At 71.8% G+C, this 25,640-nt stretch carries 25 protein-coding genes; 13 read left to right on the plus strand and 12 right to left on the minus strand.

Annotation, left to right across the window (positions count from 1 at the left end):
• Positions 1–162: 162 nt before the first annotated feature.
• Entirely contained in the window at positions 163–924 is a 762-nt protein-coding gene (locus H283_RS0122485) for a S9 family peptidase (protein ID WP_020145786.1), read from the minus strand.
• A 73-nt stretch (positions 925–997) separates the two neighbouring features.
• Here H283_RS0122485 and H283_RS27985 point away from each other — a divergent pair, with 73 nt between their 5' ends.
• From H283_RS27985 to H283_RS0122510, 5 genes are read left to right on the plus strand one after another with little or no spacing between them, the layout of a single operon-like run.
• Entirely contained in the window at positions 998–1,153 is a 156-nt protein-coding gene (locus H283_RS27985; RefSeq protein ID WP_142179199.1) for a DUF4177 domain-containing protein, read from the plus strand.
• Between the two features lie 14 nt (positions 1,154–1,167).
• Positions 1,168–1,632 (plus strand): RidA family protein, encoded by a 465-nt coding sequence (locus H283_RS0122495; RefSeq protein ID WP_020145788.1) that lies wholly within the window; start codon positions 1,168–1,170, stop codon positions 1,630–1,632.
• A 38-nt stretch (positions 1,633–1,670) separates the two neighbouring features.
• On the plus strand, positions 1,671–2,522 hold the full coding sequence (locus tag H283_RS0122500; RefSeq protein WP_020145789.1) for a hypothetical protein: 852 nt from the start codon (positions 1,671–1,673) through the stop codon (positions 2,520–2,522).
• Between the two features lie 40 nt (positions 2,523–2,562).
• Positions 2,563–3,360 carry an MBL fold metallo-hydrolase gene (locus H283_RS0122505; protein WP_020145790.1) on the plus strand — a complete coding sequence of 266 codons (798 nt, stop codon included), beginning with the start codon at positions 2,563–2,565 and terminating at the stop codon, positions 3,358–3,360.
• 20 nt (positions 3,361–3,380) lie between these two features.
• On the plus strand, positions 3,381–4,034 hold the full coding sequence (locus tag H283_RS0122510) for a nucleoside/nucleotide kinase family protein (protein ID WP_028785842.1): 654 nt from the start codon (positions 3,381–3,383) through the stop codon (positions 4,032–4,034).
• Between the two features lie 86 nt (positions 4,035–4,120).
• Here the strand turns inward: H283_RS0122510 and H283_RS0122515 are convergent, their stop codons facing one another.
• The 3 genes from H283_RS0122515 to gntA all read right to left on the minus strand — a co-directional run bounded on the left by H283_RS0122515 (position 4,121) and on the right by gntA (position 6,381).
• Positions 4,121–4,798 (minus strand): Crp/Fnr family transcriptional regulator, encoded by a 678-nt coding sequence (locus H283_RS0122515; protein WP_020145792.1) that lies wholly within the window; start codon positions 4,796–4,798, stop codon positions 4,121–4,123.
• A gap of 65 nt (positions 4,799–4,863) precedes the next feature.
• Positions 4,864–5,547: a DUF1989 domain-containing protein gene (locus H283_RS0122520; protein ID WP_020145793.1), complete on the minus strand. Its 684-nt coding sequence runs from the start codon at positions 5,545–5,547 to the stop codon at positions 4,864–4,866.
• Between the two features lie 57 nt (positions 5,548–5,604).
• On the minus strand, positions 5,605–6,381 hold the full coding sequence (gene gntA, locus H283_RS26195) for a guanitoxin biosynthesis heme-dependent pre-guanitoxin N-hydroxylase GntA (RefSeq protein WP_020145794.1): 777 nt from the start codon (positions 6,379–6,381) through the stop codon (positions 5,605–5,607).
• 235 nt (positions 6,382–6,616) lie between these two features.
• Between gntA and nth the strand changes: the two genes are divergently transcribed.
• From nth to H283_RS0122550, 4 genes are all read left to right on the plus strand, one after another.
• Entirely contained in the window at positions 6,617–7,276 is a 660-nt protein-coding gene (nth, locus tag H283_RS0122535; protein WP_156023400.1) for an endonuclease III, read from the plus strand.
• Positions 7,273–8,016 carry a CoA pyrophosphatase gene (locus H283_RS0122540; protein ID WP_020145797.1) on the plus strand — a complete coding sequence of 248 codons (744 nt, stop codon included), beginning with the start codon at positions 7,273–7,275 and terminating at the stop codon, positions 8,014–8,016. Before nth ends, H283_RS0122540 begins: the two co-directional genes overlap by 4 nt.
• Entirely contained in the window at positions 8,013–9,215 is a 1,203-nt protein-coding gene (locus H283_RS0122545) for a MarP family serine protease (RefSeq protein WP_020145798.1), read from the plus strand. The genes H283_RS0122540 and H283_RS0122545 overlap by 4 nt, the downstream gene beginning before the upstream one ends.
• A 190-nt stretch (positions 9,216–9,405) precedes the next feature.
• Positions 9,406–10,185: a GNAT family N-acetyltransferase gene (locus H283_RS0122550; RefSeq protein ID WP_020145799.1), complete on the plus strand. Its 780-nt coding sequence runs from the start codon at positions 9,406–9,408 to the stop codon at positions 10,183–10,185.
• A gap of 137 nt (positions 10,186–10,322) precedes the next feature.
• Here H283_RS0122550 and H283_RS0122555 read toward each other — a convergent pair whose 3' ends face one another.
• Genes H283_RS0122555 through H283_RS0122570 form a run of 4 tightly spaced genes read right to left on the minus strand, consistent with a single transcriptional unit; the run spans position 10,323 to position 13,877 of the window.
• Positions 10,323–10,715, minus strand: coding sequence for a universal stress protein (locus H283_RS0122555; RefSeq protein ID WP_020145800.1), 393 nt, complete (start codon positions 10,713–10,715; stop codon positions 10,323–10,325).
• Positions 10,712–12,262: a tripartite tricarboxylate transporter permease gene (locus H283_RS0122560; RefSeq protein WP_020145801.1), complete on the minus strand. Its 1,551-nt coding sequence runs from the start codon at positions 12,260–12,262 to the stop codon at positions 10,712–10,714. The genes H283_RS0122555 and H283_RS0122560 overlap by 4 nt, the downstream gene beginning before the upstream one ends.
• Positions 12,262–12,849: a tripartite tricarboxylate transporter TctB family protein gene (locus H283_RS0122565; RefSeq protein ID WP_020145802.1), complete on the minus strand. Its 588-nt coding sequence runs from the start codon at positions 12,847–12,849 to the stop codon at positions 12,262–12,264. The genes H283_RS0122560 and H283_RS0122565 overlap by 1 nt, the downstream gene beginning before the upstream one ends.
• Before the next feature lie 2 nt (positions 12,850–12,851).
• On the minus strand, positions 12,852–13,877 hold the full coding sequence (locus tag H283_RS0122570; protein ID WP_028785844.1) for a tripartite tricarboxylate transporter substrate binding protein: 1,026 nt from the start codon (positions 13,875–13,877) through the stop codon (positions 12,852–12,854).
• Positions 13,878–13,978: 101 nt separating this feature from the next.
• Between H283_RS0122570 and H283_RS0122575 the strand changes: the two genes are divergently transcribed.
• Both H283_RS0122575 and H283_RS0122580 read left to right on the plus strand, forming a co-directional pair.
• A complete protein-coding gene (locus tag H283_RS0122575; protein WP_020145804.1) occupies positions 13,979–15,730 on the plus strand; it encodes an ATP-binding protein in 1,752 nt (583 codons plus the stop codon).
• Complete coding sequence (locus H283_RS0122580; protein ID WP_020145805.1) at positions 15,727–16,398, plus strand: response regulator; 672 nt, start codon at positions 15,727–15,729, stop codon at positions 16,396–16,398. The genes H283_RS0122575 and H283_RS0122580 overlap by 4 nt, the downstream gene beginning before the upstream one ends.
• Before the next feature lie 91 nt (positions 16,399–16,489).
• On the opposite strand, the gene H283_RS27005 is transcribed toward H283_RS0122580, so the two are convergent.
• The 3 genes from H283_RS27005 to H283_RS0122595 all read right to left on the minus strand — a co-directional run bounded on the left by H283_RS27005 (position 16,490) and on the right by H283_RS0122595 (position 22,363).
• Complete coding sequence (locus H283_RS27005; protein WP_196806051.1) at positions 16,490–20,098, minus strand: S8 family serine peptidase; 3,609 nt, start codon at positions 20,096–20,098, stop codon at positions 16,490–16,492.
• A gap of 268 nt (positions 20,099–20,366) precedes the next feature.
• Positions 20,367–20,906, minus strand: coding sequence for an FMN-binding protein (locus tag H283_RS0122590; protein ID WP_020145807.1), 540 nt, complete (start codon positions 20,904–20,906; stop codon positions 20,367–20,369).
• Entirely contained in the window at positions 20,903–22,363 is a 1,461-nt protein-coding gene (locus tag H283_RS0122595; protein ID WP_020145808.1) for a ferric reductase-like transmembrane domain-containing protein, read from the minus strand. Before H283_RS0122595 ends, H283_RS0122590 begins: the two co-directional genes overlap by 4 nt.
• A 61-nt stretch (positions 22,364–22,424) precedes the next feature.
• Here H283_RS0122595 and H283_RS0122600 point away from each other — a divergent pair, with 61 nt between their 5' ends.
• Together H283_RS0122600 and H283_RS0122605 are read left to right on the plus strand one after the other, a co-directional pair.
• Positions 22,425–23,096 (plus strand): response regulator transcription factor, encoded by a 672-nt coding sequence (locus tag H283_RS0122600; protein ID WP_020145809.1) that lies wholly within the window; start codon positions 22,425–22,427, stop codon positions 23,094–23,096.
• A 62-nt stretch (positions 23,097–23,158) separates the two neighbouring features.
• Positions 23,159–24,343 carry a sensor histidine kinase KdpD gene (locus H283_RS0122605; RefSeq protein WP_231372349.1) on the plus strand — a complete coding sequence of 395 codons (1,185 nt, stop codon included), beginning with the start codon at positions 23,159–23,161 and terminating at the stop codon, positions 24,341–24,343.
• A gap of 78 nt (positions 24,344–24,421) precedes the next feature.
• On the opposite strand, the gene H283_RS28290 is transcribed toward H283_RS0122605, so the two are convergent.
• Positions 24,422–25,640, minus strand: a 1,219-nt coding sequence (locus tag H283_RS28290; protein ID WP_020145811.1) for a PxKF domain-containing protein, incomplete at its 5' end; no start/stop codon positions are given.

Here is a 25,640-nt window from a genome sequence, read left to right on the forward strand (position 1 = left end):
GTCGCGCTGCGTCTGTGCTCCACCGGGCGGAGCAGTGACGTAGCGCAGAGCCCTTGGGGTGTGCGTCGCGCTACGTCTGTGCTCCACCGGGCGGAGCAGGGTCGTGGCGTTGGGCGGCCGGGACAGACGGTCGCGTGAGGGAGAGGACGGCGGGTCGGACAGTCAGGTGAGGGAGCGGACGGCGGCCAGGACCGCTGCGAAGGCCTCGGACTGCGGGTCGATGACGGCGAAGTGGTCGGCGCCGGGCACGACCTGCTCGGTCACGTCGCCGCCGGCCGCTTTCGCCTTCGAGACGTAGTCGTCGGCGACACCCAGCGGCACGGTGTCGTCGTCGGCGCCGTTGACGAGCCGCACCGGCACCTTCGGCGGCAGCGTCGACATCGGGTCGGCCGAGGTCCACGCCGCCGTGCCCGGGCCCGACCCGACGAAGTCACGCGTGGCGTCGGACCCGAGGTGCAGCCGGTCCGCGGCACCGAGGTCGACGACCCCGGCCAGCGAGACGACCCCGGCGATGCCGCGCTCCGACGCCCACGGCTGACCGGCCGCCCACGCGACGAGGTGGCCGCCGGCGGAGTGGCCGACGAGGACGAGCGGCTTGGGCAGGTCCTGCTGCGACGCGATCGACGCGACGAGGTCGCGCACGTCGTCGAGGGTCCCGGGGACGCCACCACCCGGCATACCGACGCGGCGGTACTCCGCCAGCACCACGTGGTAACCCGCCCCCGCGAAGGCGCGAGCCTCGGGGAGCGCGTGCTCACGGTCGTACTGCGCCCGCCAGAAGCCGCCGTGGACGACGACGACCGTGCCGGTCGCGGCCGGGGCGCCGGCGGTCGGCGGGATGACGTCGTAGACCTGGGCGGGGTCGCTGCCGTAGGAGCGCGTCGAGGCGCTCGCGGGTGACGTCGTCGAGGGGCTGCTCGTCATGGGCGTCATGGTGCCACCCGCGCCACCGACGCACCCCGAGAGAGCCGTGGTGACACTGAGTAGGGTGATGGCCATGACCCAGTGGGAATACCTCACCGCACCGCTTCTGATCCACAACACCAAGCAGATCCTCGACAACTTCGGGGCGGACGGGTGGGAGCTCGTCCAGATCGTCAACGGTCCCGACGGCACGAGCCTCGTCGCCTACTTTAAGCGCCCGAAGTCCTGAGGAGTCAGCGCACCATGTCTGCAGTCGAAGACCGCCTGTCCGAGCTCGGCCTCACCGTGCCCGAGGTCGTGCCGCCCGTCGCCGCCTACGTCCCCGTCGTCCGTGAGGGCGACCTCGTCTTCACCTCCGGTCAGCTGCCCATGGTCGACGGTTCCCTCGCCGCGACCGGCAAGGTCGGCGCCGAGGTGGACGCCGAGACCGCCAAGTCCCTCGCCGAGACGTGTGCCCTCAACGCGATCGCGGCCATCAAGTCCGAGATCGGCGACCTCGACACGGTGACCCGTGTCGTCAAGGTCGTCGGTTTCGTCGCCTCCGACCCGGGCTTCACCGGCCAGCCCGGGGTCATCAACGGCGCGAGCGAGCTGCTCGTCAAGGCGTTTGGTGACAAGGGGATCCATGCCCGTTCGGCCGTCGGTGTCGCTGCGCTCCCGTTGGACGCACCCGTCGAGGTCGAGGTCATCGTCTCCGTCGCCCGGTGAGGGCAGGTGAGGGCACGATGACGGCAGGTGAGCGCCGGGTGACCGGGACCGCAGGTCGCCAGTTCCCCCTGACCACGACGCCCGGCATCTCCGACACGGCCACCCGCTGGCTCGCGGGGGAGCGCTGGGATGAGGCCGAGCCCCGCCGCGCCAGCACCGTGATGCTCGTGCGCGACGGTGTCGGCGGCGTCGACGGACCCGAGGTCTTCATGCTGCGGCGCGTCTCCGAGATGGAGTTCGCGCCGAGCATGATGGTCTTCCCCGGCGGTTCCGTCGACGAGCGCGACGGCGAGATCGGCCTGCCGTGGGCGGGTCCCTCCCCGTCCGAGTGGGCCGACCGGCTCGGCTGCTCGCCGTCGGAGGCGCAGATGTACGTCGCGGCCGCGATCCGCGAGGTCTTCGAGGAGTGCGGCGTGCTCCTCGCGAGCCCGTCGGCGAGCGGACCGCTCGTCACGGTCGACGGCCCCGAGTGGCTCGACATCCGCCTCGCGCTCGTCGACCGCCGGCTCTCGCTGGCCGACGTGCTCCGCGACAAGGGCCTCGTCCTGCGCTCCGACCTCATCGTCGCCAAGGCGCACTGGCTGACCCCGGTCTTCGAGCCGCGCCGCTACGACACGTGGTTCTTCGCCGCGCTCATGCCGCCCTTCCAGGTCGCCGACGGTGAGACCACCGAGGCCGACGAGGCCACGTGGGTCGTGCCCTCCGAGCTGCTGCGGGCGTATGCCGCCGGGTCGGCCCTCATGCTGCCCCCGACGGTCGTGTGCGTGGAGGGGATCCGCGACGCCCCTTCTGCCGCAGACGTCGTCGTGCACAGCGACCACCTGCCGCTCATCATGCCGGAGGTCGTCGAGGGGCCGGGCGGGCCGGCCATGGAGATCGTCGAACGATGAGCCCGGTGACGCCGTCGCGCCGGTCGCGGGAGGTGGCGCGGTGATCGGGACCGCGGCCGACCCCGGCTGGCACGGCGGCGTCACGAGCGAGCGTGCCGAGTGCGTGCTGTGCCCCAACCCGTCGCCGATGACCCTCGACGGCACGAACACCTGGCTGCTCGCCGAGCCCGGGTCCGACGAGGTCGTCGTCGTCGACCCGGGCCCGCTCGACGAGGGCCATCTCCAGCACGTGCTGACGCAGGTGGCCGACTCCGGGCGCCGGGTCGCGCTGACCCTGCTCACCCACGGCCACGACGACCACGCCGAGAGCGCGGACCGCTTCCACGAGCTGACCGGTGCGCCGGTGCGCGCCTTCGGGCGTGGGCACGACGACCTCTGGGCCGGCGAGACCATCACGGTCGGTGGGCTCGAGATCCTCGCCGTCGAGACGCCCGGCCACACGAGCGACTCCTTCTCGTTCGTCCTGCCCGCCGACAACACGCTGCTCACCGGTGACACGATCCTCGGGCGCGGGACGACCGTCGTCGCCTGGCCCGACGGCAGCCTCGAGTCCTACCTCGCCTCGCTCGACCGCATCGAGGGCCTGACCCGGGCCGGTGACGTGACGAGCCTGCTGCCGGGCCACGGGCCGTTCGTCGCCGATGCGGCCGCCACCGTGACCTTCTACCTCAGGCACCGCGCCGAACGGCTGGACCAGGTGCGCGACGCGGTCGCCCGGGGTGCGCAGACGGCATACGCCGTCGTCGAGGTCGTCTACGCCGACGTGCCGCGGAGCGTCTGGCCGGCGGCCGAGCTGTCCGTGCAGGCGCAGCTCGAGTACCTCCGCACCCACCCGTGACGGAGTGGGAGACTCCCACCGTGCACGGCATCGACGAGCTCGCCGCTGCTGCGGTCGGCCTCGTCGGTGACCGCAGGCGGGTCGTGCTCGGCATCGCCGGGGCGCCGGGGGCGGGCAAGTCGACCCTCGCGGAGGCGCTGCTCGAGGCCGTGGCGGCCCGCGCAGGTGCGGACTGGGTCGCCCACGTGCCGATGGACGGCTTCCACCTCGCGGACGCCCAGCTCGACCGGCTCGGCTCGCGGTCGCGCAAGGGCGCGCCGGACACCTTCGACGCCGACGGGTATGCCGCCCTGTTGCGTCGTCTCGTCGAGCAGCCCGACTCGTGGGTCTATGCGCCCGGCTTCGAGCGGACCCTCGAGCAGCCGATCGCGGCGGCGGTGGTCGTGCCACCGACCGCCCGTCTCGTCGTGACCGAGGGCAACTACCTGTTGTTGCCCGAGGAGCGGTGGGCGCGGGCCAGGGCCCAGCTCGCCGAGGTCTGGTTCGTGTCGGGTGACGACGACCTGCGACGGTCACGGCTCGTCGAGCGACACGTCCGCTTCGGCAAGGCCCCGGCCGAGGCCGAGGCCTGGGTGGCACGCAACGACGACGTCAACGCGGCGCTCGTCCTGGCCACCGGTGGCGCCGACCGCGTCGTGCTCAACGGTCCGGACGGCTGGTCCCTCAGCGGGTGAGGCGCTCGGCGAGGGGCTCCGCCGGGGCGTGCCCCACCGGGTGGCGTGAACCGAGCGCGCTTGCCGCCCAACCGCTTTCGCGAGTGTCAGCGAGCGCGGCGCTTGAGCCGCTCGACGTCCTGCAGGAGCACGGCACGTGCCTCGAGACGCAGCCAGCCGCGCGTCGCGAAGTCCGCGAGGGCCTTGTTGACCGTCTCGCGGGAGGCGCCGACGAGCTGGGCGAGCTCCTCCTGGGTGAGGTCGTGGGAGACCATGATGCCGCCCTCGACGGGGCGGCCGAAGCGCTCGGACAGGTCGAGCAGCGCCTTGGCGACGCGACCGGGGACGTCGGTGAAGACGAGGTCGGCGAGGTGGGCGTTGGTGCGGCGCAGGCGCTGGGCGAGCGCCGCGAGCAGCGCCTTGGACACCTCGGGGCGTCCGGTGAGGATCGCCGTGAGCGAGTCGTTGCCGAGGCCGAGGAGCTGCGTCTCGGCGACGGCCGTGGCCGTCATGGTGCGCGGGCCCGGGTCGAAGAGGCTGAGCTCGCCGAACATCTCGCCCGGGCCGAGGATGGCGACGAGGTTCTCGCGGCCGTCGGGGCTCGTGCGGCCGAGCTTGATCTTGCCCTCGGCGATGACGTAGAGGGTGTCGCCCCGGTCTCCCTCGTGGAAGAGCACGTCGCCGCGCTCCATGTGCGACCGGCTCATCTCCGACTGCAGCGCGGAGGCCGCCTCGTCGTCCAGAGCCTTGAACAGGGGCGCACGCCTCACCACGTCGAGATCCACGGGGTCAGTGTGCCACGTCGCCTCCGCCCGTGCCCTGTCACTGCAGGGGTTTCGGGCCACGGGTCTCAGTCGTCGATGCGGTAGTCGATCGGCTTGCAGACACCGTTGTTGGACTTCTCGGCCGAGCAGGCGGTCAGGCCGACGACGAGATCGGCCTCGGCGCGCAGGACGAGACGGTCACCGGCCTTCGACGTCGGCGGGTCGATGTGCAGCTCGCCGTCGCGCTCGTTCCACACGTTCATGAAGATGTTGAGGGTCGTCGAGATGCGGTCGGGGTCGACGCCGAAGGCCGCCATGTTCGTCGCGAGGTTCTCGAAGCAGCTCGGGTGGTACGCGCCGTCGAACTCGGGGTAGAGCAGGTCGAACGTCTGCTGCGAGCAGGGCGTCAGCAGGATGTCGTGGTGCCCGCAGGTGTCCTCGACGACGGTCGCCATCGGCCTGCTCCGGTTGCTGTAGAGCACGCTGCCGGTCGTCACGGCGGTCGAGTTGGCGTAGTCGATGGTGCGGCCGGAGCTGAACCACTCGTCGCGGTCGTCGTCCATGACGGCGAAGAAGTCGCTGACCTGCTCGCCGGTCGGGTCGACGACGGTGAGGCGCTGCCCTGCGCGGAGGAGGAAGGCGGTGCCGGTCTGGGGAGCGAGCCGGGTCAGGTCCATGCCGTCACGGTAGCCGCCGGCCGGTTGCAGCACGGGGCCACCGGGGCCGAAGAGGCGGTCGGTCATGAGTCGTGCGTCCTGCGAGATCGTCATCCTTGCTCCCCTGGTCGTCGGTCGTCGGTCGCGTGTCGGGTCGGGTCGTGCGCGCGTCTAGTCGGCGTCGTGGACGTCGAGGGGTGGCTCCCACCCCGCGGCGTGCCGGCGCCCGGAGTACTGCATGGCCTCGCTGCTGTCGCCGTGGTCGGCGACCATCGGGTTGACGAAGCCCTGGAGGTCCTCGTCGCGCCGGCGGATCGTCGTGCGCATGCCCTCGAAGCGTCCCTCGGCCCGCAGCTCCTCGAACTGGGCGTGGGGGTTGAAGACGAGCGTGGGCAGCGGTGCGCGGCGGGCCACCCGGGAGGCGGCCGGGTGCAGCCCGACGATGAAGTACGCCGTGCCACCGGCGGAGAAGGCGAAGTGCGGGTCGTTGGGGTCCGAGCCCACCCCGTCGGCCCACGACTGGTCGTCGGCGTCGTGGAGCCGCTGGAGCAGGCCGAAGAGGGCCGACTCGAAGTCGGACTCGTCGGTGGGCAGGGGTCCGCGGAAGGTCGCGATGAAGGAGTGGAAGCCGCTCTCGCCCTCGATGGCCCGGGCGAAGGTCTCGAGCCGCTCCAGCAGCAGCCCGGGGACGTCGGGGTCGGCCATGTCGTCGAGGACAGCGTGGGCGACGCTGCCGCGGCGGAAGACGGACTTGGCCCCGAGGCAGGGGAACTCGGCATGGGTGACCATGAGCTCGAGGGCCCGGACGACGTCGGCGTCGGACGCGTGGGCGAGGTCCATCCCGGCCAGCAGGTCGAGGGTCGTCTCGAGCCCGTGGTGCTCCTCGGGGACCTCCGTCCCGGAGGCTCCGGTTGGTGTCGGTGCTGCGGTGCGCGTATCCGTTGACATGTCGGACTCCTCCCGTGCAGGCAGGACGTACCCACCTCGGGTTCGCTTTGTGCGCAACGTTGGACGGGCCCGGGACGCAGTCGCACCAAACCCTGGACGACCTCGACCCGTCCGACCGCCCCACGGAGGCGGACAGCGGGTGACAGCGCGGCGGCATACAGTGTCGTCCGTGTCCCCCCGAGCCCTCGTGATCGACGACGAGACCCCTGTGGCGCGGACCCGGCGCGCCCGGAAGATGTACCGCTCCCTCCATGAGCGCTACCCGTACGCCCACTGCGAGCTCGACTTCAGCACGCCGCTCGAGCTGCTCGTCGCGACGATCCTGTCGGCGCAGACGACCGACGTGGGGGTCAACAAGGTGACGCCGGTCGTCTTTGCGAAGTACCCGACGGCTGCCGACTACGCGAACGCCGACCGCACCGAGCTCGAGACGATCATCCAGCCGACCGGCTTCTACCGCGCCAAGACCGACTCGCTCATCAAGCTCGGGATCGCCCTGGTCGAGCGTTTCGACGGCGAGGTGCCGCCGCGCCTCAAGGACCTCGTGACCCTCCCGGGCGTGGGCCGGAAGACGGCCAACGTCGTGCTCGGCAACGCCTTCGGCATCCCCGGCATCACCGTCGACACCCACTTCGGCCGCCTCGCGCGCCGCTTCGGCTGGACCGAGGAGGAGGACCCGGTCAAGGTCGAGCACGAGGTCGGCGCGCTCTTCATGCGCAAGGACTGGACGATGCTCAGCCACGTCGTCATCTTCCACGGCCGCCGCACGTGCCACGCGAAGAAGCCTGCCTGCGGGGCGTGCCCGGTCGCGCGGTGGTGCCCCAGCTACGGCGCCGGCGAGACCGACCCCGACAAGGCGGCGAAGCTCCTGAAGTACGAGCTGGCTCCGAAGTGACCCGCACGCGCAGCCGGATCGCGTATGCCGGCAGGTCGGGTTCCATCGACCCCTCCCCGACGCTCGGGGCGGGGACCGTGCCGCGCCCGGCGTGGATGGACGAGCTCGCGGTGCGGCTCGAGGAGGTCGCGCCCGAGTGGTTCTCGCGCTTCCTGCCGCCGGAGGAGGGTGGCCGCGAGTCGGCGGTCCTCATCCTCTTCGGGCCGCCGCCCGCCGGCGCCGACGACGACGGGGAGCACGTCGTGCTCATCGAGCGCTCGCACACCATGCGCACCCAGCCCGCCCAGATCGCCTTCCCGGGCGGCTCCCGCGACCCCGGGGACGACGACCTCGTCTCGACCGCGCTGCGCGAGGCCGAGGAGGAGACCGGCGTCGACCCGGCGGGTGTCGACGTCGTCGCCCAGCTGCCCTCGCTCTTCCTCGCCCCGGCCCAGTTCGTCGTCACTCCGGTGCTCGGCTGGTGGGCGCAGCCCTCGCCGATCGGGGTCCGTGACCCGGCCGAGGTGCACGACGTGCTCTCGGTGCCGGTCTCGCACCTGATCGACCCGGCCACCCGCTTCTCGGTGACCCATCCCTCGGGGTACGTCGGACCGGGCTTCGACCTCGACCACCTGCTCCTGTGGGGCTTCACGGCCGGGCTCATCAGCAGCGTCCTCGAGCTCGGCGGACTGTCCGTTCCGTGGGACCCTGAGATCAGGCGTGAGCTTCCCGAGCGCTACCTCGGAGGGAGGCGCTCATGACCGGCAGCGTCGTGCTCGACATCGCCCTGGTCCTGCTCCTGCTGGCCTACGCCTACTCCGGCTACCGGCAGGGGCTGATCCAGAGCGTCTTCTCGCTCGTCGGCTTCTTCGCGTTCGCGATGTTCGCGGTGTGGCAGCTGCCCGAGATGCTGGCGCGGTGGCAGGCGGTCGCCGACGACGACCGCACCCGGGTGCTCGTGCTCATCCTCGGCGTCGTCGCGTTCGGGTGGCTCGGCCAGTACCTCGGCAGCCTCCTCGGCGCGCGGATCCGGCGTCGTGTCGGCCAGACCTCGCTGCGGCAGATCGACTCGGTGCTCGGCGGCATCGTCGTCATGCTCGCCGCGAGCCTCATCATCTGGTTCATCGGCGGCGCGCTGCGCACGGCCGGCAACCCGGCGCTGTCCAAGGCGATGGCCGAGTCGAAGGTGCTGCAGGTCGTCAACTCGGTCGTCCCCGAGCAGACGGGGCAGGTCTTCGCGAGCTTCCGCGGCTTCCTGTCGAGCCAGGGCTTCCCGCAGGTGTTCGGCGATCTCGCGCCCGAGCCGATCACCCCGGTGCAGGACCCCGACCCCGCCGTCGCGCGGTCGGCGGCGATCCGCGCGGCCGGTCGGTCGGTCGTCAAGGTGACGACCCAGTCCCAGTCGTGCCAGCGCGGCCAGGAGGGCACCGGCTGGGTGCTCTCGCCGGGCCGCATCGTCACCAACGCCCACGTCGTCGCCGGCGCCGACGAGGTGCGGGTCGAGGGCGGCGACCAGACGCTCCGGGCACGGGTCATCGTCTTCGACTCGCGTCGGGACCTCGCCGTGCTCAGCGTGCCGGGCCTGGCGCTGCCGGCTCTGCCGCTCGGCGGCGAGCTGAAGCGCGGCGACTCGGCCGCGGTGCCGGGCTTTCCGCTCGACGGCCCCTACCGGGTCGTGTCCGCCCGCGTCCGGGCCCAGCTCGAGGCCCGCGGACTCGACATCTACGGCGGTGAGCGCGTCATCCGCGAGATCTACTCGCTCGCCGCGACGGTGCAGCCGGGCAACTCCGGCGGGCCCCTGCTCGACCCCGAGGGCCGAGTCGTCGGTGTCATCTTCGCCAAGTCGCTCGAGGACGACTCGACCGGCTACGCGTTGACGCTCGCCGAGGCCAAGCCGGTGCTCGACGAGGCCATGTCGGCGGGGGCCGAGGTCGACACCGGAGCCTGCGTCGCCGGCTGATCCGGGCTGGGCTGGGTGGGGGCCGGCTGGGCTGGGCGGGGCCGGTCCGGGTCCGGGCCATGGCGACACAGGATGTCGCTCGGGCGCTGGTCACGCGTGCGGGCGCCCGGCTGCCGGGTGACGGTTCATGTGTCCGAAGGGCCCACCGCGTCGGCCCCGGCTGGTCGCCCGTGTGGGGGAGGATCGGGGGATGCGCATCGACAGTCCCGGCCTGACCACCGACCTCGACCTGCTCCGGCTCCAGGGATCGACCGTCACCGACCTCGGTGACCACCTCGTCGTGCGCACCGAGGCGAACCCGACCTTCTGGTGGGGCAACTTCCTGCTCGTGCCGTCCGCGGCCCGTTCGGACGAGGTCGAGCGCTGGACCGCACGTTTCGAGGCAGAGCTCCCGGACGCCCACCACCGAGCGATCGCCTTCACGCACGACGGCGGAGACACCGATGCCTGGGCCGCCCAGGGCTGGGACGTCGAGGTCGACGTCGACCTCGCCACGACGTCCGTGCCGGCCCCCGCAGACGCACCGGACGGCCTCCAGCTGCGGCCGCTGGAGTCCGACGACGACTGGGAGCAGTCGGCCCGGGTCGGCGGGAGCGACACCCCCGAGGACCGGCGCGACGGGCGTCTCGTCTTCGAGCGGCGGCGGGCGGCGGCGCAGCGCGGGCTCGTTGAGTCGGGACGGGCGCGGTGGTTCGGGGCGTTCGACGGCGACCGGCTCGTGGCCAACCTCGGCATCGTGAGGCTCGGTGGCCTCGCCCGCTACCAGGACGTCGTGACGCTCGAGAGCCATCGGCGGCGCGGCATCGCCGGTGCGCTCGTGCGTGCCGCGGGGGAGTGGGCGCTCGAGGATCCCGCCGTCGGGCGGCTCGTCATCGTCGCCGAGGACGGCGGGCCGGCGATCGGGCTCTACCAGCGCGCCGGCTTCGTCGAGGTCGCCCGCCACGTCGGCGTCTCCCGAGCCCCCGCCTGACGCGTGCCGGGTTCGAAAAGATGACGGCAGCCTGGTGACGTCGGGCGTTCCATCGAACCCTCGGGAACGCGAGTCGAGGTGATACCGGCAGCACGTGGCCACCGGTATCACCTCGAACAGGGCGTATGCCGGACCGCTCAGTCCGCCTTGACGGCGAGCACCGGGCACGTGGCGTCGAGCAGCAGGCGCTGCGCGGTCGAGCCGAGGAGCAGCTTGCCGACCGCGCTGCGGTGCCGGATGCCGATGACGAGCATCCGCGGCTGCTCCCGGTCGACGACCTCGAGCAGCTGGTCGGCCGGGTCGGTGCCGTGCTCGATGCGCCGCACCTCGTGCGTCACCCCGGACTCGGCGAGGTCGGCGTCGAGCCGGTCGAGGTCCGAGCCGTCGGCGCGGTGGGAGTCGACGAGCTTGTCGTCGCGCGACATGTTGATGACGAGGACCGACTCGTCGTGCGCCTTCGCCTCGGCGATCGCGGCCGCGAGGGCCGCCTCGCCCTGTGACGTCGGGATGTAGCCGACGAGGATCGTCATGCCATGACCTCCTTCGTGGCCGGCGTGCTCGACCCCGGGCCACCGTCGCCGTCGTGACCGTGTCCACGACCGCGCCCGGTCAGCTTGCCGACGAGCGGCCACAGCAGGACCAGCGCGATGATCGCGTAGCAGACCCAGGCGACGGGGCCGCCAACGAGACCGCTGAGGTCGCCGCCGGAGAGCTGGAGCGAGCGGCGCCCCTGCAGCTCGGCGAGCGGGCCGAGGATGACGCCGATGATGAGCGGCAGCACCGGCAGCCCGAAGCGGCGCAGCGCGAAGCCGACCATGCCCAGCGCGAGCAGGAGGAGCAGGTCGAACGGCTGGGCGTTGACGGCATACGCCCCCATCGAGGCGAAGAAGAGGATGCCGGCGTAGAGGTAGGGACGGGGGATCTGGAGCAGCTTGGCCCAGGCCGGGGCGAGCGGCAGGTTGAGCAGCAGCAGCATCGTGTTGCCGACGAAGAGGCTCGCGATGAGCGTCCAGACGAGCACCGGCTGCTTCTCCATGAGCAGGGGACCCGGCTCGAGGCCCCAGCCCTGCAGCGCGGCGAGCATGATGGCGGCTGTCGCGTTGGTCGGCAGCCCGAGCGCGAGCATCGGGACCAGCGTGCCCGCGGCCGAGGCGTTGTTGGCGGCCTCGGGTCCGGCGACGCCCTCGATGGCGCCCTTGCCGAACTCCTCGGGCTTCTTCGAGAGCTTGCGCTCGGTCATGTAGGACAGGAAGGTCGGGATCTCGGCGCCACCGGCGGGCAGGGCGCCGAACGGGAAGCCCAGGGCGGTGCCGCGCAGCCACGGCTTCCACGAGCGGCCCCAGTCGTCCCGGCCCATCCACGGACGACCGACCGGGATGACGCCGGCAGCCTTGCGCCGCAGGTGGGCCGCGACCCAGAGCGCCTCGCCGACGGCGAAGATGCCGACCGCGACGACGACGACGTCGATGCCGTCGGCGAGCTGCGCGGTCCCGAAGGTCATGCGCTGCTGGCCCGTCACCTTGTCGATGCCGATGAGCCCGATGGCGAGGCCGATGAGCAGGGCCGCGAAGCCGCGGATGCGTGAGCTGCCGAGCACGGCGCTCGCACCCGCGAACGCCAGGAGCATGATCGCGAAGTACTCGGGCGCACCGAGGCTGACCGCGAACTTCACGACCTGCGGCATGACGAGCGCGAGCAGCAGCGTGCCGATCGTGCCGGCGACGAAGGACCCGATGGCCGCGGTCGCGAGCGCCTGCGCGGCCCGGCCGGCCTTGGCCATCTTGTTGCCCTCGATGGCCGTGACGACCGACGAGGACTCACCGGGTGTGTTGAGCAGGATCGAGGTCGTCGAGCCGCCGTACATGCCGCCGTAGAAGATGCCGGCGAACATGATGAGGGCCTGGGTGGGCTCGAGGCCGTACGTGACGGGCAGGAGCAGCGCGACGGTCATGGCCGGGCCGATGCCCGGGAGGACGCCGACGGCGGTGCCGATGGTGACGCCGATGAGGGCGAAGAGCAGGTTCATCGGGGTCAGGACGTGCCCGAACCCGTCGATGAGGTTGGCGAAGTTGTCCATCAGAGGATTCCTTGCAGCACGCCGGCGGGCAGGTTGACGTCGAGCCCGATGGCGAAGGCGTAGAAGGTGGCGAGCGCGAGGCCCAGGCCGAAGAGCAGACCGCGCACGTGGTGGCGGTTGCCGAGGGCGAAGGCCGAGCCGGCGAAGAGGATGGTGCCGCTGATGACCCAGCCGAGCGGCTCGATGAGCACGGCGTTGAGGACGAAGAAGGCGGCCAGCAGGCCGAGGGTCTTCCAGTCCGAGCCGGTCGAGAGGTCGACGTCCTCGCCCTCCTCGGCGCTGCCGACGCCGCCGCGGTAGACGTCGACGGCATACAGGACGGCGGTCACGAGCAGCAGGATGCCGAGGATGATCGGCACGGGACGGGGACCCACGGGGTCGTTGCTGCTCGTCGCGTGGCCGATGCGGGCCGCGTCGAAGAGGAGCAGCCCGCCGAGGACCGCGAGGAACGCGCACATGCCGTACTGCGCGCGGTCCCCGCGGCCCTGCGCGGCCACCCCGTCGGACGTGACGGCGGACGGGCCGCCGGTGCTGGTCACAGCACCGGCAGGCGCGTCGCGCGTGGGGTCGGGGGTGTGGTCCGACATGGTCAGTTGGCCAGTCCGAGGGTGGTGAGGATCTCGGCGACCGAGGCGTCCTGCTCCTTGAGGAAGGTGCCGAACGCGTCACCGGTGACGAAGGCGTCGGTCCAGCCGCGCTTCTCCATCTCGTCCTTCCAGCCCTGCGTGGCGTGCATCTTCGTCAGCGCGTCGATCCACGTGGCCTTGTCGGCGTCGGAGATGCCGGGAGGGGCCACGATGCCGCGCCAGTTGGTGAAGACGAGGTCGATGCCGGACTCCTTGAGGGTCGGCACGTCGGGGAGGGCGTCGATGCGCTTCTCGCTCGTGACGGCCAGGACCTTGACCTGGCCGGCCTTGACCTGGTCGAGGAACTCGCCGAAGCCGCTGGCCCCGAAGGAGATCTTGTTGCCGATGAGGGCCGGGAGCAGCTCGCCGCCGCCGTCGAAGCCGATGTAGCTCACGGCCTTGGGGTCGATGCCGACGGCCTTGGCCAGCTGCATCGGCAGGAGGTGGTCGGGTCCGCCCGGGGACGAGCCCCCGCCGACGTTGACCTTCTTCGGGTCGGCCTTCCACGCCGCGACGAGCGCGTTGACGTCCTGGTAGGGCGAGTCCTTCGGCACGACGATCGCGCCGGCCTCCTCGATGAGCTTGGCGATCGGGGTGGTGTCGTTGAGCGTGGCCTGGCTCTTCTGCGTGTAGGCCGCGCCGACGACGCCGAGCCCCATCTGCATGGCGAGCTTGCCGTTGCCCTTCTCGTTGACCGTGCGCTGCAGGCCCACGGTGCCGCCGGCGCCCGGGAGGTTGAAGACCTGGATCGCGCTGGTGATCTTGGCGGCCTCCATGACCTTCGCCGCGGTGCGGGCGGTCGTGTCGTAGCCGCCGCCGGGGGCGTTGGGGACCATGATCTGGAGGTTGCTGGCAGGAGAGCCGCCGGCCGCGCCGGTGGCGGCGTCGTCCTTCTTGGCGGTGGCGCCGCAGGCCGAGAGGGCCAGGGCGGTGACGCCGACGGTGACGCCGAGAAGGACGGACCTGCGGGCGGGGGTGCGAGTGCTCATCGTTGAGGTCTCTTTCGCGATCTGTGGCTGGAACGGCATGATCGTGGCCTGCGTCACGACGCCGTGTCGCCCTTGTGTCAGCAATGAAGGTTGAGTTCGTTTTGGTCACGCAGAGACCGGGCCGCTTCGGTCGCCTCTCCCTCGCCGGGCAGCTGCTCGTCGTGCAGATGGTCATCCTGCTCGGTGTGCTCGTCACGGTCGCACTGGTGTCCCTCGCGCAGTCGGAGTCGACCTTCACGCGGACCGAGGGGCGCCGGGTGTCGGCCATCGCCGAGCAGCTCGCGAGCACCCCGATCGTGCGCACCGAGATGGGCCCCGGCGGGATCGTCAACGTGCTCCCGGCGGTCGTGCAGTCGGTCGTGACGCAGTACACCGTCACGTCGGTGACGATCGCCGACGCCGACGAGATCGCGCGCGTGTCGTCGGACCCGACCATCGACAAGACCCGCATCCCGCTCGGCGCCCCGGCGGTCGGCGAGGGCGCGAGCTGGACCGGAGTCATGGACGTCCAGGGCGAGCGGATGCTCGTCGCGCAGAGCCCGCTGCTCTACACGCCGACGTCCTCGTCGGAGTCGGCGCCGCTGCCCGTCGGTGCCCAGCTCGGCACCGTCATGGTCGCCGTGCGTATGCCGTCCGCCCTCGACCGCCTCCAGGGTGCGTCGTCCTACCTGCCGACCTACCTCGGCATCGCGCTCGTGCTCGGAGGCGTGGGCTCGTGGCTGCTCGCCCGCCGCATCAAGCGGCAGACGCTCGGGCTCGAGCCGTCCGAGATCACGGGCCTCGCGGAGAGCCGGGAGGCGATGCTCTTCGGGCTCGCCGAGGGTGTCGTCGCGCTCGACACGAACGAGCGGATCACGCTGGTCAACAACGTCGCCCAGCGACTGCTCGACCTGCCCGAGCATGCCGTCGGGATGCGTCTCGACGACCTCCCGATCGGTCCACGGCTGCGTGACGTGCTGCGGGGGGTGACGGACGAGAGCGAGCCATCGGAGTCCGACGACGGGGCCGACGAGGGGGCCGACGACGTGGCCGACGACGGGGCCGACGACGGGGCCCGGCCGATGCCCCGCGACCAGGTCGTCCTGCGCCGCGGTCGGGTCCTCGTCATGAACCGCATGGAGGTCAGCAAGGACGGCCGGCCGCTGGGCTCGGTGACGACCCTGCGCGACCGCACCGAGCTCGCCGACCTCGAGCGCGAGATCGGCTCGTTCCGCAGCACGACCGAGCTGCTCCGGGCGCAGGCGCACGAGTTCGCCAACCAGCTGCACACGATCTCGGGGCTCATCCAGCTCGGCGAGTACGACGAGGTCGTCGGCTACGTCGACGCCGTGAGCGAGCACCGGGCGCAGCTCGACCTCACCGTCTCGCGCCGCATCCGCGACACCGCCGTGACGGCGCTGGTCATGGCCAAGGCGGCGCAGGCGACCGAGCGGCGGGTCGAGCTGCGGGTCTCGGACGACACGTCGCTCGGCCGCGTCGGCCCGCGGGACTCGGCCGACGTCGCCGCCGTCGTCGGCAACCTCGTCGACAACGCCATCGACGCCGCCGCGTCGTCGGAGGGGTCGGACAAGTGGGTCGAGCTGACGATCCGCCAGGACGCGAGCTCGCTCGAGGTCAGCGTCGTCGACTCGGGACCGGGCATCGCGCCCGAGGTCGTGACGGAGGTCTTCACCCACGGCTACACGACCAAGGCGGCCCGGGCGGGCGAGCGTGGCATCGGGTTGGCGCTGACGCGCCTGATCTGCCAACGTCGGGGCGGCGAGGTCGAGGTGGAGAACACCCCGACGGGCGCGAAGTTCGTCGCCCGCCTCACCGTCGAGGCCGCCAACGGGCACGCGGAGGAGCAGCGATGACGACGGTCCTCATCGTCGACGACGACTTCATGGTGGCCCGCATCCACCGCGGCTTCGTCGAGCGCATCGACGGCTTCGACGTCGTCGGCACGGCCCAGTCCGGCGAGGAGGCCCTGGCCCTCGTCGAGTCGCTCCGGCCCGACCTCGTGCTGCTCGACCTCTACCTCCCCGACGCGTTCGGGCTCGACGTCGTCACGCGCCTGCGCGCGGCGGGGCACACGTGCGACGTCCTCGTCATCACCGCCGCGAAGGAGGCCGATGCGGTGCGCGGCGCCGTGCGCCAGGGCGTCGTCGGCTACCTGCTCAAGCCGTTCGCCTTCGCCGACCTCGAGCAGCGCCTGCGGTCGTATGCCGCCGAGCGGGCCCGTGGTCTCAGCGACGTCCCGACGCAGGAGGAGATCGACGCGGCGTTCACGTCGCAGCCGGTCGGCCGGGGCCCGGTCGCCGTGCTGCCGAAGGGCCTGAGCGCCGAGACGGCGGAGGCCGTCGAGAGAGCGCTCCGTGAGTCGAGCGAGACGCTGTCGGCGACGGAATGTGCTGAAGCCGTGGGGATCTCGCGCGTCAGTGCTCGCCGCTACCTCGAGCACTTCGTGTCGTTCGGCCAGGCCGAGGTGACCCTTCGCTACGGCGCGACCGGTCGCCCGGAGCGCCGCTACCGCTGGCTCTGAGCGCGCCGGCCCCACCACGTGCGCAGGGCCCCGGCCGGGTGGACGGGGCCCTGCGGCATACGTGCTCGGTACGGGGGCGGATGCCCGGGTGTCAGCGGACGGTGACCCGGCGCAGTGCGCTGCTCGAGCCGACGAAGGTGCCCGACCCGCGGTAGATCCACATGTAGTCGACCGATGCCGTGGGGGCGTGCGTGAACGACACGGCTCCGGTCGAGCTCGACGTGCGCGTCGCCGTGAGGTTCCACGTCGTGGAGCCCACCCGTCGCCAGTAGAGCTGGACCGGGACGCCGGCGATGGCACCGGCCGTGTCGCGCCGGGTCAGCCTGCTGGTGACGGTGACCGTGCGGCCCTTCGTCAGCGACGTGACGGTGGACGCGATGGTCTCGGCGGTGCCGACGAGCCGCGCGGACGAGGCGACGCTGTACCTGCCCGAGCGGTCCTTGGCCCAGATGCGGAAGCTGTACGCCGTGCCCTGGGCGAGGTTGACCTTCGCGCTCAGCGCCGTGCCCGAGTAGACGGCGGTGCCGGTCGTCGGGCTCGACGGCGCGGTGGATCCCGCGGCCATCCGGATGACGTAGCGGTCGAGGTCGTTGATCGCCGGAGCCGTCCACGTCAGCGTCGCCGCGCGCAGCGCGCCCGTCGCCCGGAACGCCCCGACCCCCTTCGGCGCCACGTCGACCGTGCGGAACGTCGAGGAGTAAGCCGTCGTCATCGTCGTTGCCGACGTGTCCTTCACGCCGGAGACCGTGAGCCGGTAGGGGGCGTTGTCGTAGAGCGGCGACGTCGGCCTGACCGTTGCGGTGCGCTTCACGGCGTCGTAGCTGACCGTGGCAGGGACCGCGGATCCGTTGCGGCCGTTGAGGATCCGCACCGTCGACGTCGTGACGCTCGACGGGACCACGTCGCGCGCGAAGGTCACGGTCGGCGTGTAGGTCTGCGTGATGCCCGACCCGAAGTCGTTGGGCGACGTGCTCCTCACCCACAGCTGAGTCGTCCCCGGCGTGGAGGCGCCGCCGTTGCGGACGAGGCGGAGACCGCTGTCGGTCGCGACGGCCGCATCGGGGCTGCCATCGCCGGTGACGTCGCCGACGGCCAGCGCCCCGGGACCGAAGTCCTGGACCGTGTCGGTCTGCCCGTAGCCCGTGGCGCCGAGTGTGCCGTCCTGCCCCTGGAACTCGACCGTGACGTGGCCCCACTTCTCGTGCAGGGCGATGACGTCAGGTCGCCCGTTGCCGTCGACGTCTCCGGACTCGACCGAAGTCGGCCAGTCGGTGGTGCTGCGCACGACGGGGTCGGCCAGCTGACCCGTGCTCGTCTGCGTCAGCACGACGATCTGAGACGAGGGCGCGACCTCGCCGGTGCTGACCACGAGGTCCGCACGCGAGTCGCCGTTGACGTCGGCCACCTCGATGCCGCGGTGGACGGCGACGGCGACGTGAGTGGTGCTCGTCCACCCGGTGGTCGTGTTGTGCAGCACGCGGACGCCGTCGGCCGCGAGGGCCGCCACGTCGGGGCGTGCGTCGCCGTCGAGATCACCGGTCTCCAGCTCCGTGGCGGGAGCGTCGGAGACGACCGTGGCGGCCCACGACCCGTCGACCTGCTGCACCAGCGCCGTGACGCCCGCAGGAGAGGAGGTGACGAGGTCGGTGCGACCGTCGCCGTCGAGGTCGGCGGTCTCGACGAAGGTCACGCCGGACGTGCCGGGCACGAGGCTGGCGGGTGCGAGGTCGCCGGTTGTCTGCTGCAGGAGAACCTGCACGCCGAGATCCGTCGCGACGACGACGTCCCGGCGTCCGTCACGGTCGACGTCGGCGACGACCACGTTGTGGGCGAGCGAGGAGTCCACGGTCCCGTACGGCCGAGCGGCGCCGAACGTCCCGGAGCTGGTCTGGGCGAAGACGTAGAGCTGTGCCCCGGTGCCGGGCACGGCCGCGGTGGCGACGGCGTCGACCCTGCCGTCACCCGTGAGGTCGCCGACCGCGGTGGCGCCCAGTGCCGCGTTGCCTCCGGCCTCGGACGCGACCGGGAAGAGGACGGACGGGTCGAACTCACCGATGGGGGCGGAGTCGACGCTGACGACGTAGGACGCCTTGGTGCGGTTGCCGTTGAAGTTGCGCACCGTGAAGAAGTACTCGTCGCCGGATGGTCGGAACGTCAGCGTCTCGCTCTCGCCGGGTCCCTTGGCATCGGCCTGACCGACGAGGCGGAGGTTCTTGTCGTAGACCGCGAGCACGGGGTCGAGGTTCTGGGCGTCGTCGACGTTGAAGTACGAGGGCCCTACCGTGACGCTCGCCGGCCGAAGGGTGGTCGGCGTGAAGCGGTACCAGTCGATGTCGCCCTCGACGTCGACGAGACCGTAGCTGGCCTGGTCCAGCGTCTTGGCGCGCACGGGTACATCGTTGGGCTCACCGATCCACGGGGCCGGCTGGGCGAAGTCCGCGGCCCAGCCACCGCCGAGCGCGTTCGTCGCGTCGACGACGCCGGCACCGTAGTAGGGGTCGATGCCGCGGGGCCCGGCGTCACGCGCCGTGGACCTCAGCCGCGAGAGCACCTGGGCCGGCGTCAGGGCCGGCGACTGGGTGCGGATCAGGGTGGCGACGCCGGCCACGATCGGCGCGGAGAACGACGTGCCGTCGCCGAAGTAGTACGTGTCGGCGAGGCGCGTCGACAGGATGCCCCATCCGGGGGCGGCAACATCGATCCACGGGCCGTAGCTGCTGAAGTCCGTCAGGGCGCCGGTCGAGTCGGTGGCGCCGACGGCGATCGCCTCGGGATAGGCGGCGGGGTACTGCGGCACGTCGTCACCCCAGTTGCCTGCGGCGACGATGACGACGGCGCCCTTGGCGACGGCATTCTTCACCGCGTCGTGCAGTGCCGGGTTGTCGCCGTCCCCGCCGAGCGAGAGGTTGAGGATCTTCGCGCCGTGGGAGACGGCCCAGTTGACGCCCTCGGCCACGTCCGAGTCGGTGCCGTTGCCGGTGTCGTCGAGGACCTTGACCGGCATGATCTTGGCGTTCCAGGCCACGCCCGAGATGCCCACACCGTTGTTCGTCGCGGCGGCGATGATGCCCGAGACCATCGAGCCGTGGCCGTTGTCGTCGCTCGCGGCACCGGCGGCGATGCCGACGTTCCTGATGGCGTTGTAGCCGGCAACGGTGCGGCCGACGAGGTCGGGGTGCCTGCCGTTGACGCCGGTGTCGATGACCGCGACGACCTGGCTGAGCGAGCCCTTCGAGCGATCCCACGCGGTCGGCACGCGGACGGTCTTGAGGTAGTCCTGGTCGTAGCCGAAGGCCGGGTCGTTCGGCGTGGCCGCGGCGGAGCGCACGTAGTCGAGCGTGACCTCCGCGACCGACGGGTCGGCGCCGAGCCTGCTCGCGAGCTCCTCGGCGCGACCGTTCGTCACGACCTTGACGAAGCTCGTGCCCCCGACCTGCGCGCCGGCATGACCTCCTCGACGCTTGAGAGCCAGGTCCCGGCTGGCCTTGGACGCCGTCGTCTTGAACTTGACGAGGACCGTGTGCGGGTCGTGGGCACGCGTGTGGCCGCCGGTGCGGGCCGGCCGCGGCAGGTGCTTGGCCACGATCCTCTTCGCCGTCGGGGTCGGAGCCGCCGACGCGACGGGGGAGGTGGCGAAGGCCGTGACGGGCGCGACGAGCGCAAGCGTCAGGGCAGCGGCGAACGGCCGGCGTCTGATCATGAGGAGCCCCTGTGAGAAGTGGTGGTGCGAGCGCATCATGACAGAGCACGAGGTCCCGGATGCCTCGAATGCACCGACATCTGCACGCACCCGCAGCGGCTCGCGAACCCCGCGCCGCACGCGGACCGCGGCACACGGCATACGCCATCGGTCGGGGGCGTGTGCCGGGTGCTGACCGACGCGGGAAAGGTGCGGCCAGCCGACCACAGGGGAAGATCGGCGGGCCGCGTCGCGGGCACCCTCTCGGGGTGCGGATCGTGGGGGCTGGTCAGCCCAGGTGGGCGGCGTCGATCGCCGACTGGAGGCTCTGCTGGTAGGCCTCGCTCGTGTAGGTGGCGCCGCTGACGACGTCGATCTGTGCCGACTGCGCAGCGAGGGCCTCGCGCCGCAGGGTCGGCGCGGCGCCGGCGCTGATGGACACCGACGTGCGCGAGCTGTCGGTGAGCTGGAGGGCGTGGACGTTGGTGATCTTCGTGCCCGTGAAGCTGACCCGCACCTGGACGGAGCCGTACTGCGTCCCGACGACGGCGCCGTCGACGGTGCCGGAGCGGGGTGCCGCGGGGGCTGCCTTCGAGGTGGTGCCCGACGTCGAGCCACGGGACGTCGTGGAGCCGCTCGGGGCCTTGGAGGACTTCGCGCTGCTGGACGGCTTCGGCGGCGCTGCGGCGACGGGCGTGCCGGCCTTGGCCGACGACAGGATGTGGACGCCCGTCACGGCGGTGTGCTTCGGCGCGAGCCCGGTCGCCCACGACGCGCCCACCGTGACGATGCCGGCCAGGCCGACGAGGACAGTCGTTGCCTTCCTCACCAGGAGAACCTTTCGTCGTGGATGTGGGACTTGGGGATGCCGCCCTCGAGGAGGCTGCGGTGGACGAGGTTCATCCAGCCTCCGGGGCCGCAGAGGTAGGCCTCGTGGCGGCGCAGGTCGGGGACGAGCTCGGCGAGCCGCTCGGCGTCGGGGACCGGCCGACCTCCGGAGTGGTCGGGCGGTAGCCACGAGCCGTCGACGGGCGGCCCGACAAGCAGGAGCAGCTGGTGGCCGCCGACGGCGGTCAGGTGCTCGAGCTCGTGGCGCAGTGCGAGCTGCGACTCGTCGTTGGCGCGGTAGACGACGGTGACGTCGCCGGGGCCGGCATGGCCATGGCGCACGAGCTCCTCGAGGATCGAGCGGACCGGTGTGACACCGATGCCGGCGGCGAGGAGCAGGACGCGGCGGCGGACGCGCTGGCGGGAGGTGAAGGCGCCGTAGGGGCCCTCGAAGAGGACGCGCGTGCCGGGCCGCAGGTGGGCCAGCCGGCTCGAGTGGTCGCCGAGCTCGCGCACCGTGATGCGCAGGCGACGGCCGTCGGGGGCGCTGGAGATCGACCACGGGTGGGCGGTCGCGAGCAGGCGGGGGCTGACGAAGCGCCAGTTGAGGTACTGCCCCGCCCGGACCGGGAGCCGGTCGAGGTGACGGCCCTTCATCCACACGGACCAGACACCCGGGGCCTCCTCGACGACGTCGGTGACGCGCAGGTCGTGGCGCAGGCTGCGGGCGACGGGGACGAGCAGGCGCCACCAGAGCACGCTGGCCGCGACGACCACGAAGAGGGTCCACCAGTAGGTGCGCACCCATTGCGAGGCGGTGAAGTCGGAGCCGATCGACAGCTCGTGCGGCACCGCGAGGACGACGGCGGCATACGCCGTCAGGTGCACGAGGTGCCACCACTCGTAGGACAGGCGCCGGCGGGCGATGCTGACCGACGTCACCGCGATGACGACGAGCAGCGTGGTGGCGATGAAGGCGAAGAGGAGGTCGCTGCCACCGGTGAGGAGCCGGAACGACTCGACGACCGGTGCGAACGGGCCGTGCAGGTCGTCGCGCGCCGCGTAGCCGATGACGATGGCGCCGACGTGCACGAGCACGAGCGGCACCGTGACGCGGCCGAGGATGCGGTGCGCCTTGAGGGCCCGGTCCATCCCGTAGACGCGGTCGATCCACGGCACGCGGGCGGCGAGGAGGAGCTGGATGAGCAGCAGGTCCATCGCGACGAGGCCGGTGAGGCGCCCGACGGCGATGAGGGTGGTGCTGCTCGTGCCGGCGACGAGGTCGTGGCTGCCCCCGCCGAGGAGGAACTGCGCCACGACGGCGAGCAGGCTCGCGATGGCCAGGGTCTCGAGGAGGTCGCCGGTGCGGGCCTGCCAGCGGCGGAAGTCCGCGCCGGCACGCAGGGCTCGACGGACCCGGCTCGGGGTCCCACGGTGTGGTGCGATGGTGGTGCTCACCTAGACGATGGTGGGCAGCCGATCTCAGAAAGTTATGAGACACGAAGGGGAGGCTCGGGCCATGACCGCGTCGCCGATCCGCCCACGGCTGCTCCTCGTCGAGGACGACCCCGACCTCTCGCAGATGCTCGCCGAGCTGCTCGGCGAGGAGGGGTATGCCGTCACGGCGGTCCGCGACGGACAGGCGGGCCTGCACCGTGGCCTCGTCGACGACTGGGACGTGCTCGTCGTCGACCGTGGGCTGCCGGGCATCGAGGGGGTCGACCTCGTGACGCGCCTGCGCTCGCGGGGCCTGACCGCGCCGGTGCTCTTCCTGACGGCGCGGGGGACCGTGGCCGACCGCGTCGAGGGTCTCGACGCCGGTGCGCAGGACTACGTCGTCAAGCCCTTCGACGTCGACGAGGTGCTCGCCCGCCTGCGCGCCCTGCTGCGCCCGATGGGGGGCGCGGCCGGGGAGCTCGCCGTCGGGGCCCGGCGGCTCGTCGTCGCCGAGCAGCGGCTCGTCGGGGGTGACGGAGAGGTCATGCTGTCGGGTCGCGAGGCCCGTCTGCTCGAGACGCTGGCGCGCCGGCCCACGCGGGTCTTCACCCGGGACGAGCTGCTCGCCGCAGCCTTCGACAACGCCGACACGCTCGGTGCCGTCGACACGTACGTCTACTACCTGCGGCGCAAGCTCGGGAAGTCCGTCATCGAGACCGTGCACGGCGTCGGCTACCGGCTCGGGGCCTCCTGATGGGCCGGCGCTCGCGAGCGTCCGCAGGGGAGCGCGACCCGCTGCGACGGGCGTCGCGCTCGGTGGCTCTGCGCGTCGGAGCCACGACGGCGCTCGTCGTGCTTCTCGCCATCATCGGCACCGCCGTGCTCTTCGACCGGCAGCAGCTCGCCGAGATCCGCGGCCGCACCGAGACGACGGCCCGGACGGCGGACGACGTCGTCGACTCCCCGCCGGGGACCTGGCTCGTCAAGCTGACCGACTCCGGTCACGAGGCGACACGGTCGATGCCCTCCGAGCTGGCCGCCGCGGCCTCGGCCGTCAGGCCGGACGTGTCGGGGCCGACGAGCCTCACGGCGGACGGGCGGTCGTGGCCGGCATGGGTCGACCGGCGCGAGGGGGTGCGCTACGTCGCCGTCTACGACATCCGCCTGCACACCGGCGAGGAGCAGCGGCTGCTCGTGTCGACGGCGGCGGCCGGGGTCGTCGGGGTGCTGTTGGCCGCACTGACCGGGCTGTTGGCTGGGCGGCGCGCGGTGCGGCCGCTCGGTGAGGCGATGGAGCTGCAGCGCCAGTTCGTCGCCGACGCGTCGCACGAGCTGCGCACGCCTCTGGCCGTCATCAGCACGCGGGCGCAGATGCTGCGACGACACGTCGCCGCGGATGTGGCTGCGGCAGATGGTGACCCGGCGGCCGCGCGGCGCCTGGCGGAGGTGGACCAGCTCGTCCACGACACCCAGGCGATGGCCGACGTCGTGTCCGACCTGCTGCTCTCGGCGCAGCTCGAGCACGTCGACGAGGTGGCCGAGCGGGTCGACCTGGGTGCCCTCGCCTCGGAGGTCGTCAGGTCGCTCATGCCGTATGCCGCGGACCACGGGGTGACGCTCGTCGACGAGGCGTCCGGGGGCGGCGACGGCCTCGTGCAGGGAGTGCGGCCGAGTCTGCGCCGCTCGGTGCTGGCGCTCGTCGACAACGCGATCGCCCACTCCGAGAAGGGGACCCAGGTCGAGGTGCGGTCGGGGATCGAGGACGGTCAGGTGCGCGTCGACGTCGTAGACCACGGTGACGGGGTCGACGCTGCCGACGTCGAGAACCTGTCGCGACGCTTCTCCCGCGGTGACGGCGGCTCTGGAGGCCGGCGCGTCGGGCTCGGACTGGCGCTCGTGACCCAGATCGTCCGGTCGCACGGCGGCCGGCTCGAGGTGACGGAAACGCCTGGCGGGGGAGCGACCTTCTCGCTGCTCATCCCGGCTGCTGAACCCGGCTGAGGGGCATCCCGCGCAGACGCAGAACGGGCGCACCACGTCGTCGTGATGCGCCCGTCCCTCCCCTGCTCCTCGTGTCTGTTACTTCAGCTTGAAGTAGGCCGTGATCTTGCTGTCGTCCAGAGCGGTCATCGTGACCTGGTAGCAGGTACCGACGGTGGCTTTCGGCGTCTGCCAATTCTGAATGAACTGACCGCCGCTGGTGTCGTACCGAAGGTTTGTGCCGCCGGTCGTGGTCATCTCGATGGCATCCTCGGTAGGTGCAGTGCCGCAGGTGATCTGCTTGGCACCGAACGACTTCACTGCCGACACACTCGTCAGTTCGGTCGATCCGCTGAAGAGCTCGAACTTGAGCGGGACGGTCGAGCCGGCCTTGACCGTGTTGAGCACCGTGCTACCCATGTCAACAGGCTGGTAGAAGCCCTGGGTCGTCCAAGCGGCGATCGTGAAACTGCCGCTCTTGCTGGCGGGCGTGTAGTCCGCGCTCCCGGCAAAGGACGCCAGCACAGCGACCGTGCCAACGCTCGTCACGTCGGTCGTGGCGCTCACCCCGCGGGTGTACGTGACAGCGACCGATGCGCCGGCGAGCTCGGCGCCGATGCCCTGCACAGCGGCAGTGCACGGATGTGCTGCTCCGTCGTAGACGACACCGGTCGGGCAGTTCAGGCTAACGGCAGGTGTGGCCTTGCCGATGGTGTAGGTCTTGCTGTCGTTGCTGGCGAGGTAGTTCGTGCTCGCGGCGTAGCTGGCGGAGCCCGTCGCGGTGCCGGCGTGGACGTTATTCGCGTAGGTGACTGGGAGGGTCTGGTCGAGCCCGGCCGGGCCGCTGACCTTCGCCGAGCACGGGGTGTATGCCGCGCCGGTGTAGGTGAACGGGCCAGCGGTGCAGGTCACGACGGTGGTGGTCGCGGCCTTGGCGATGGTGAAGGTCTTCGAGTCGGTCGAGCCCTCGTGGTTGAGGTCGCCCTCGTATCCGGCGTACGCGCGGGCAGCTCCTGCATCGACGTTGGTCGCGGCATAGTCGACATCGAGTGCCAGGTCGAGCCCGGCCGGGCTGGTGACCTTGGCGGTGCACGGGGTGTGTGCCGTGCCGGTGTAGGTGAACGGGCCAGCGGTGCAGGTCACGACGGTGGTGGTCGCGGCCTTGGCGATGGTGAAGGTCTTGCTGTCGTTGCTGGCGAGGTAGTTCGTGCTCGCGGCGTAGCTGGCGGAGCCCGTCGCGGTGCCGGCGTCGACGTTGTTCTCGTAGTCGACGCCGAGTGCCAGGTCGAGCCCGGCCGGGCTGGTGACCTTGGCGGTG

Source organism: Terracoccus sp. 273MFTsu3.1, from assembly GCF_000383675.1.
In the GTDB taxonomy this organism is placed as follows: Bacteria; Actinomycetota; Actinomycetes; order Actinomycetales; family Dermatophilaceae; genus Terrabacter.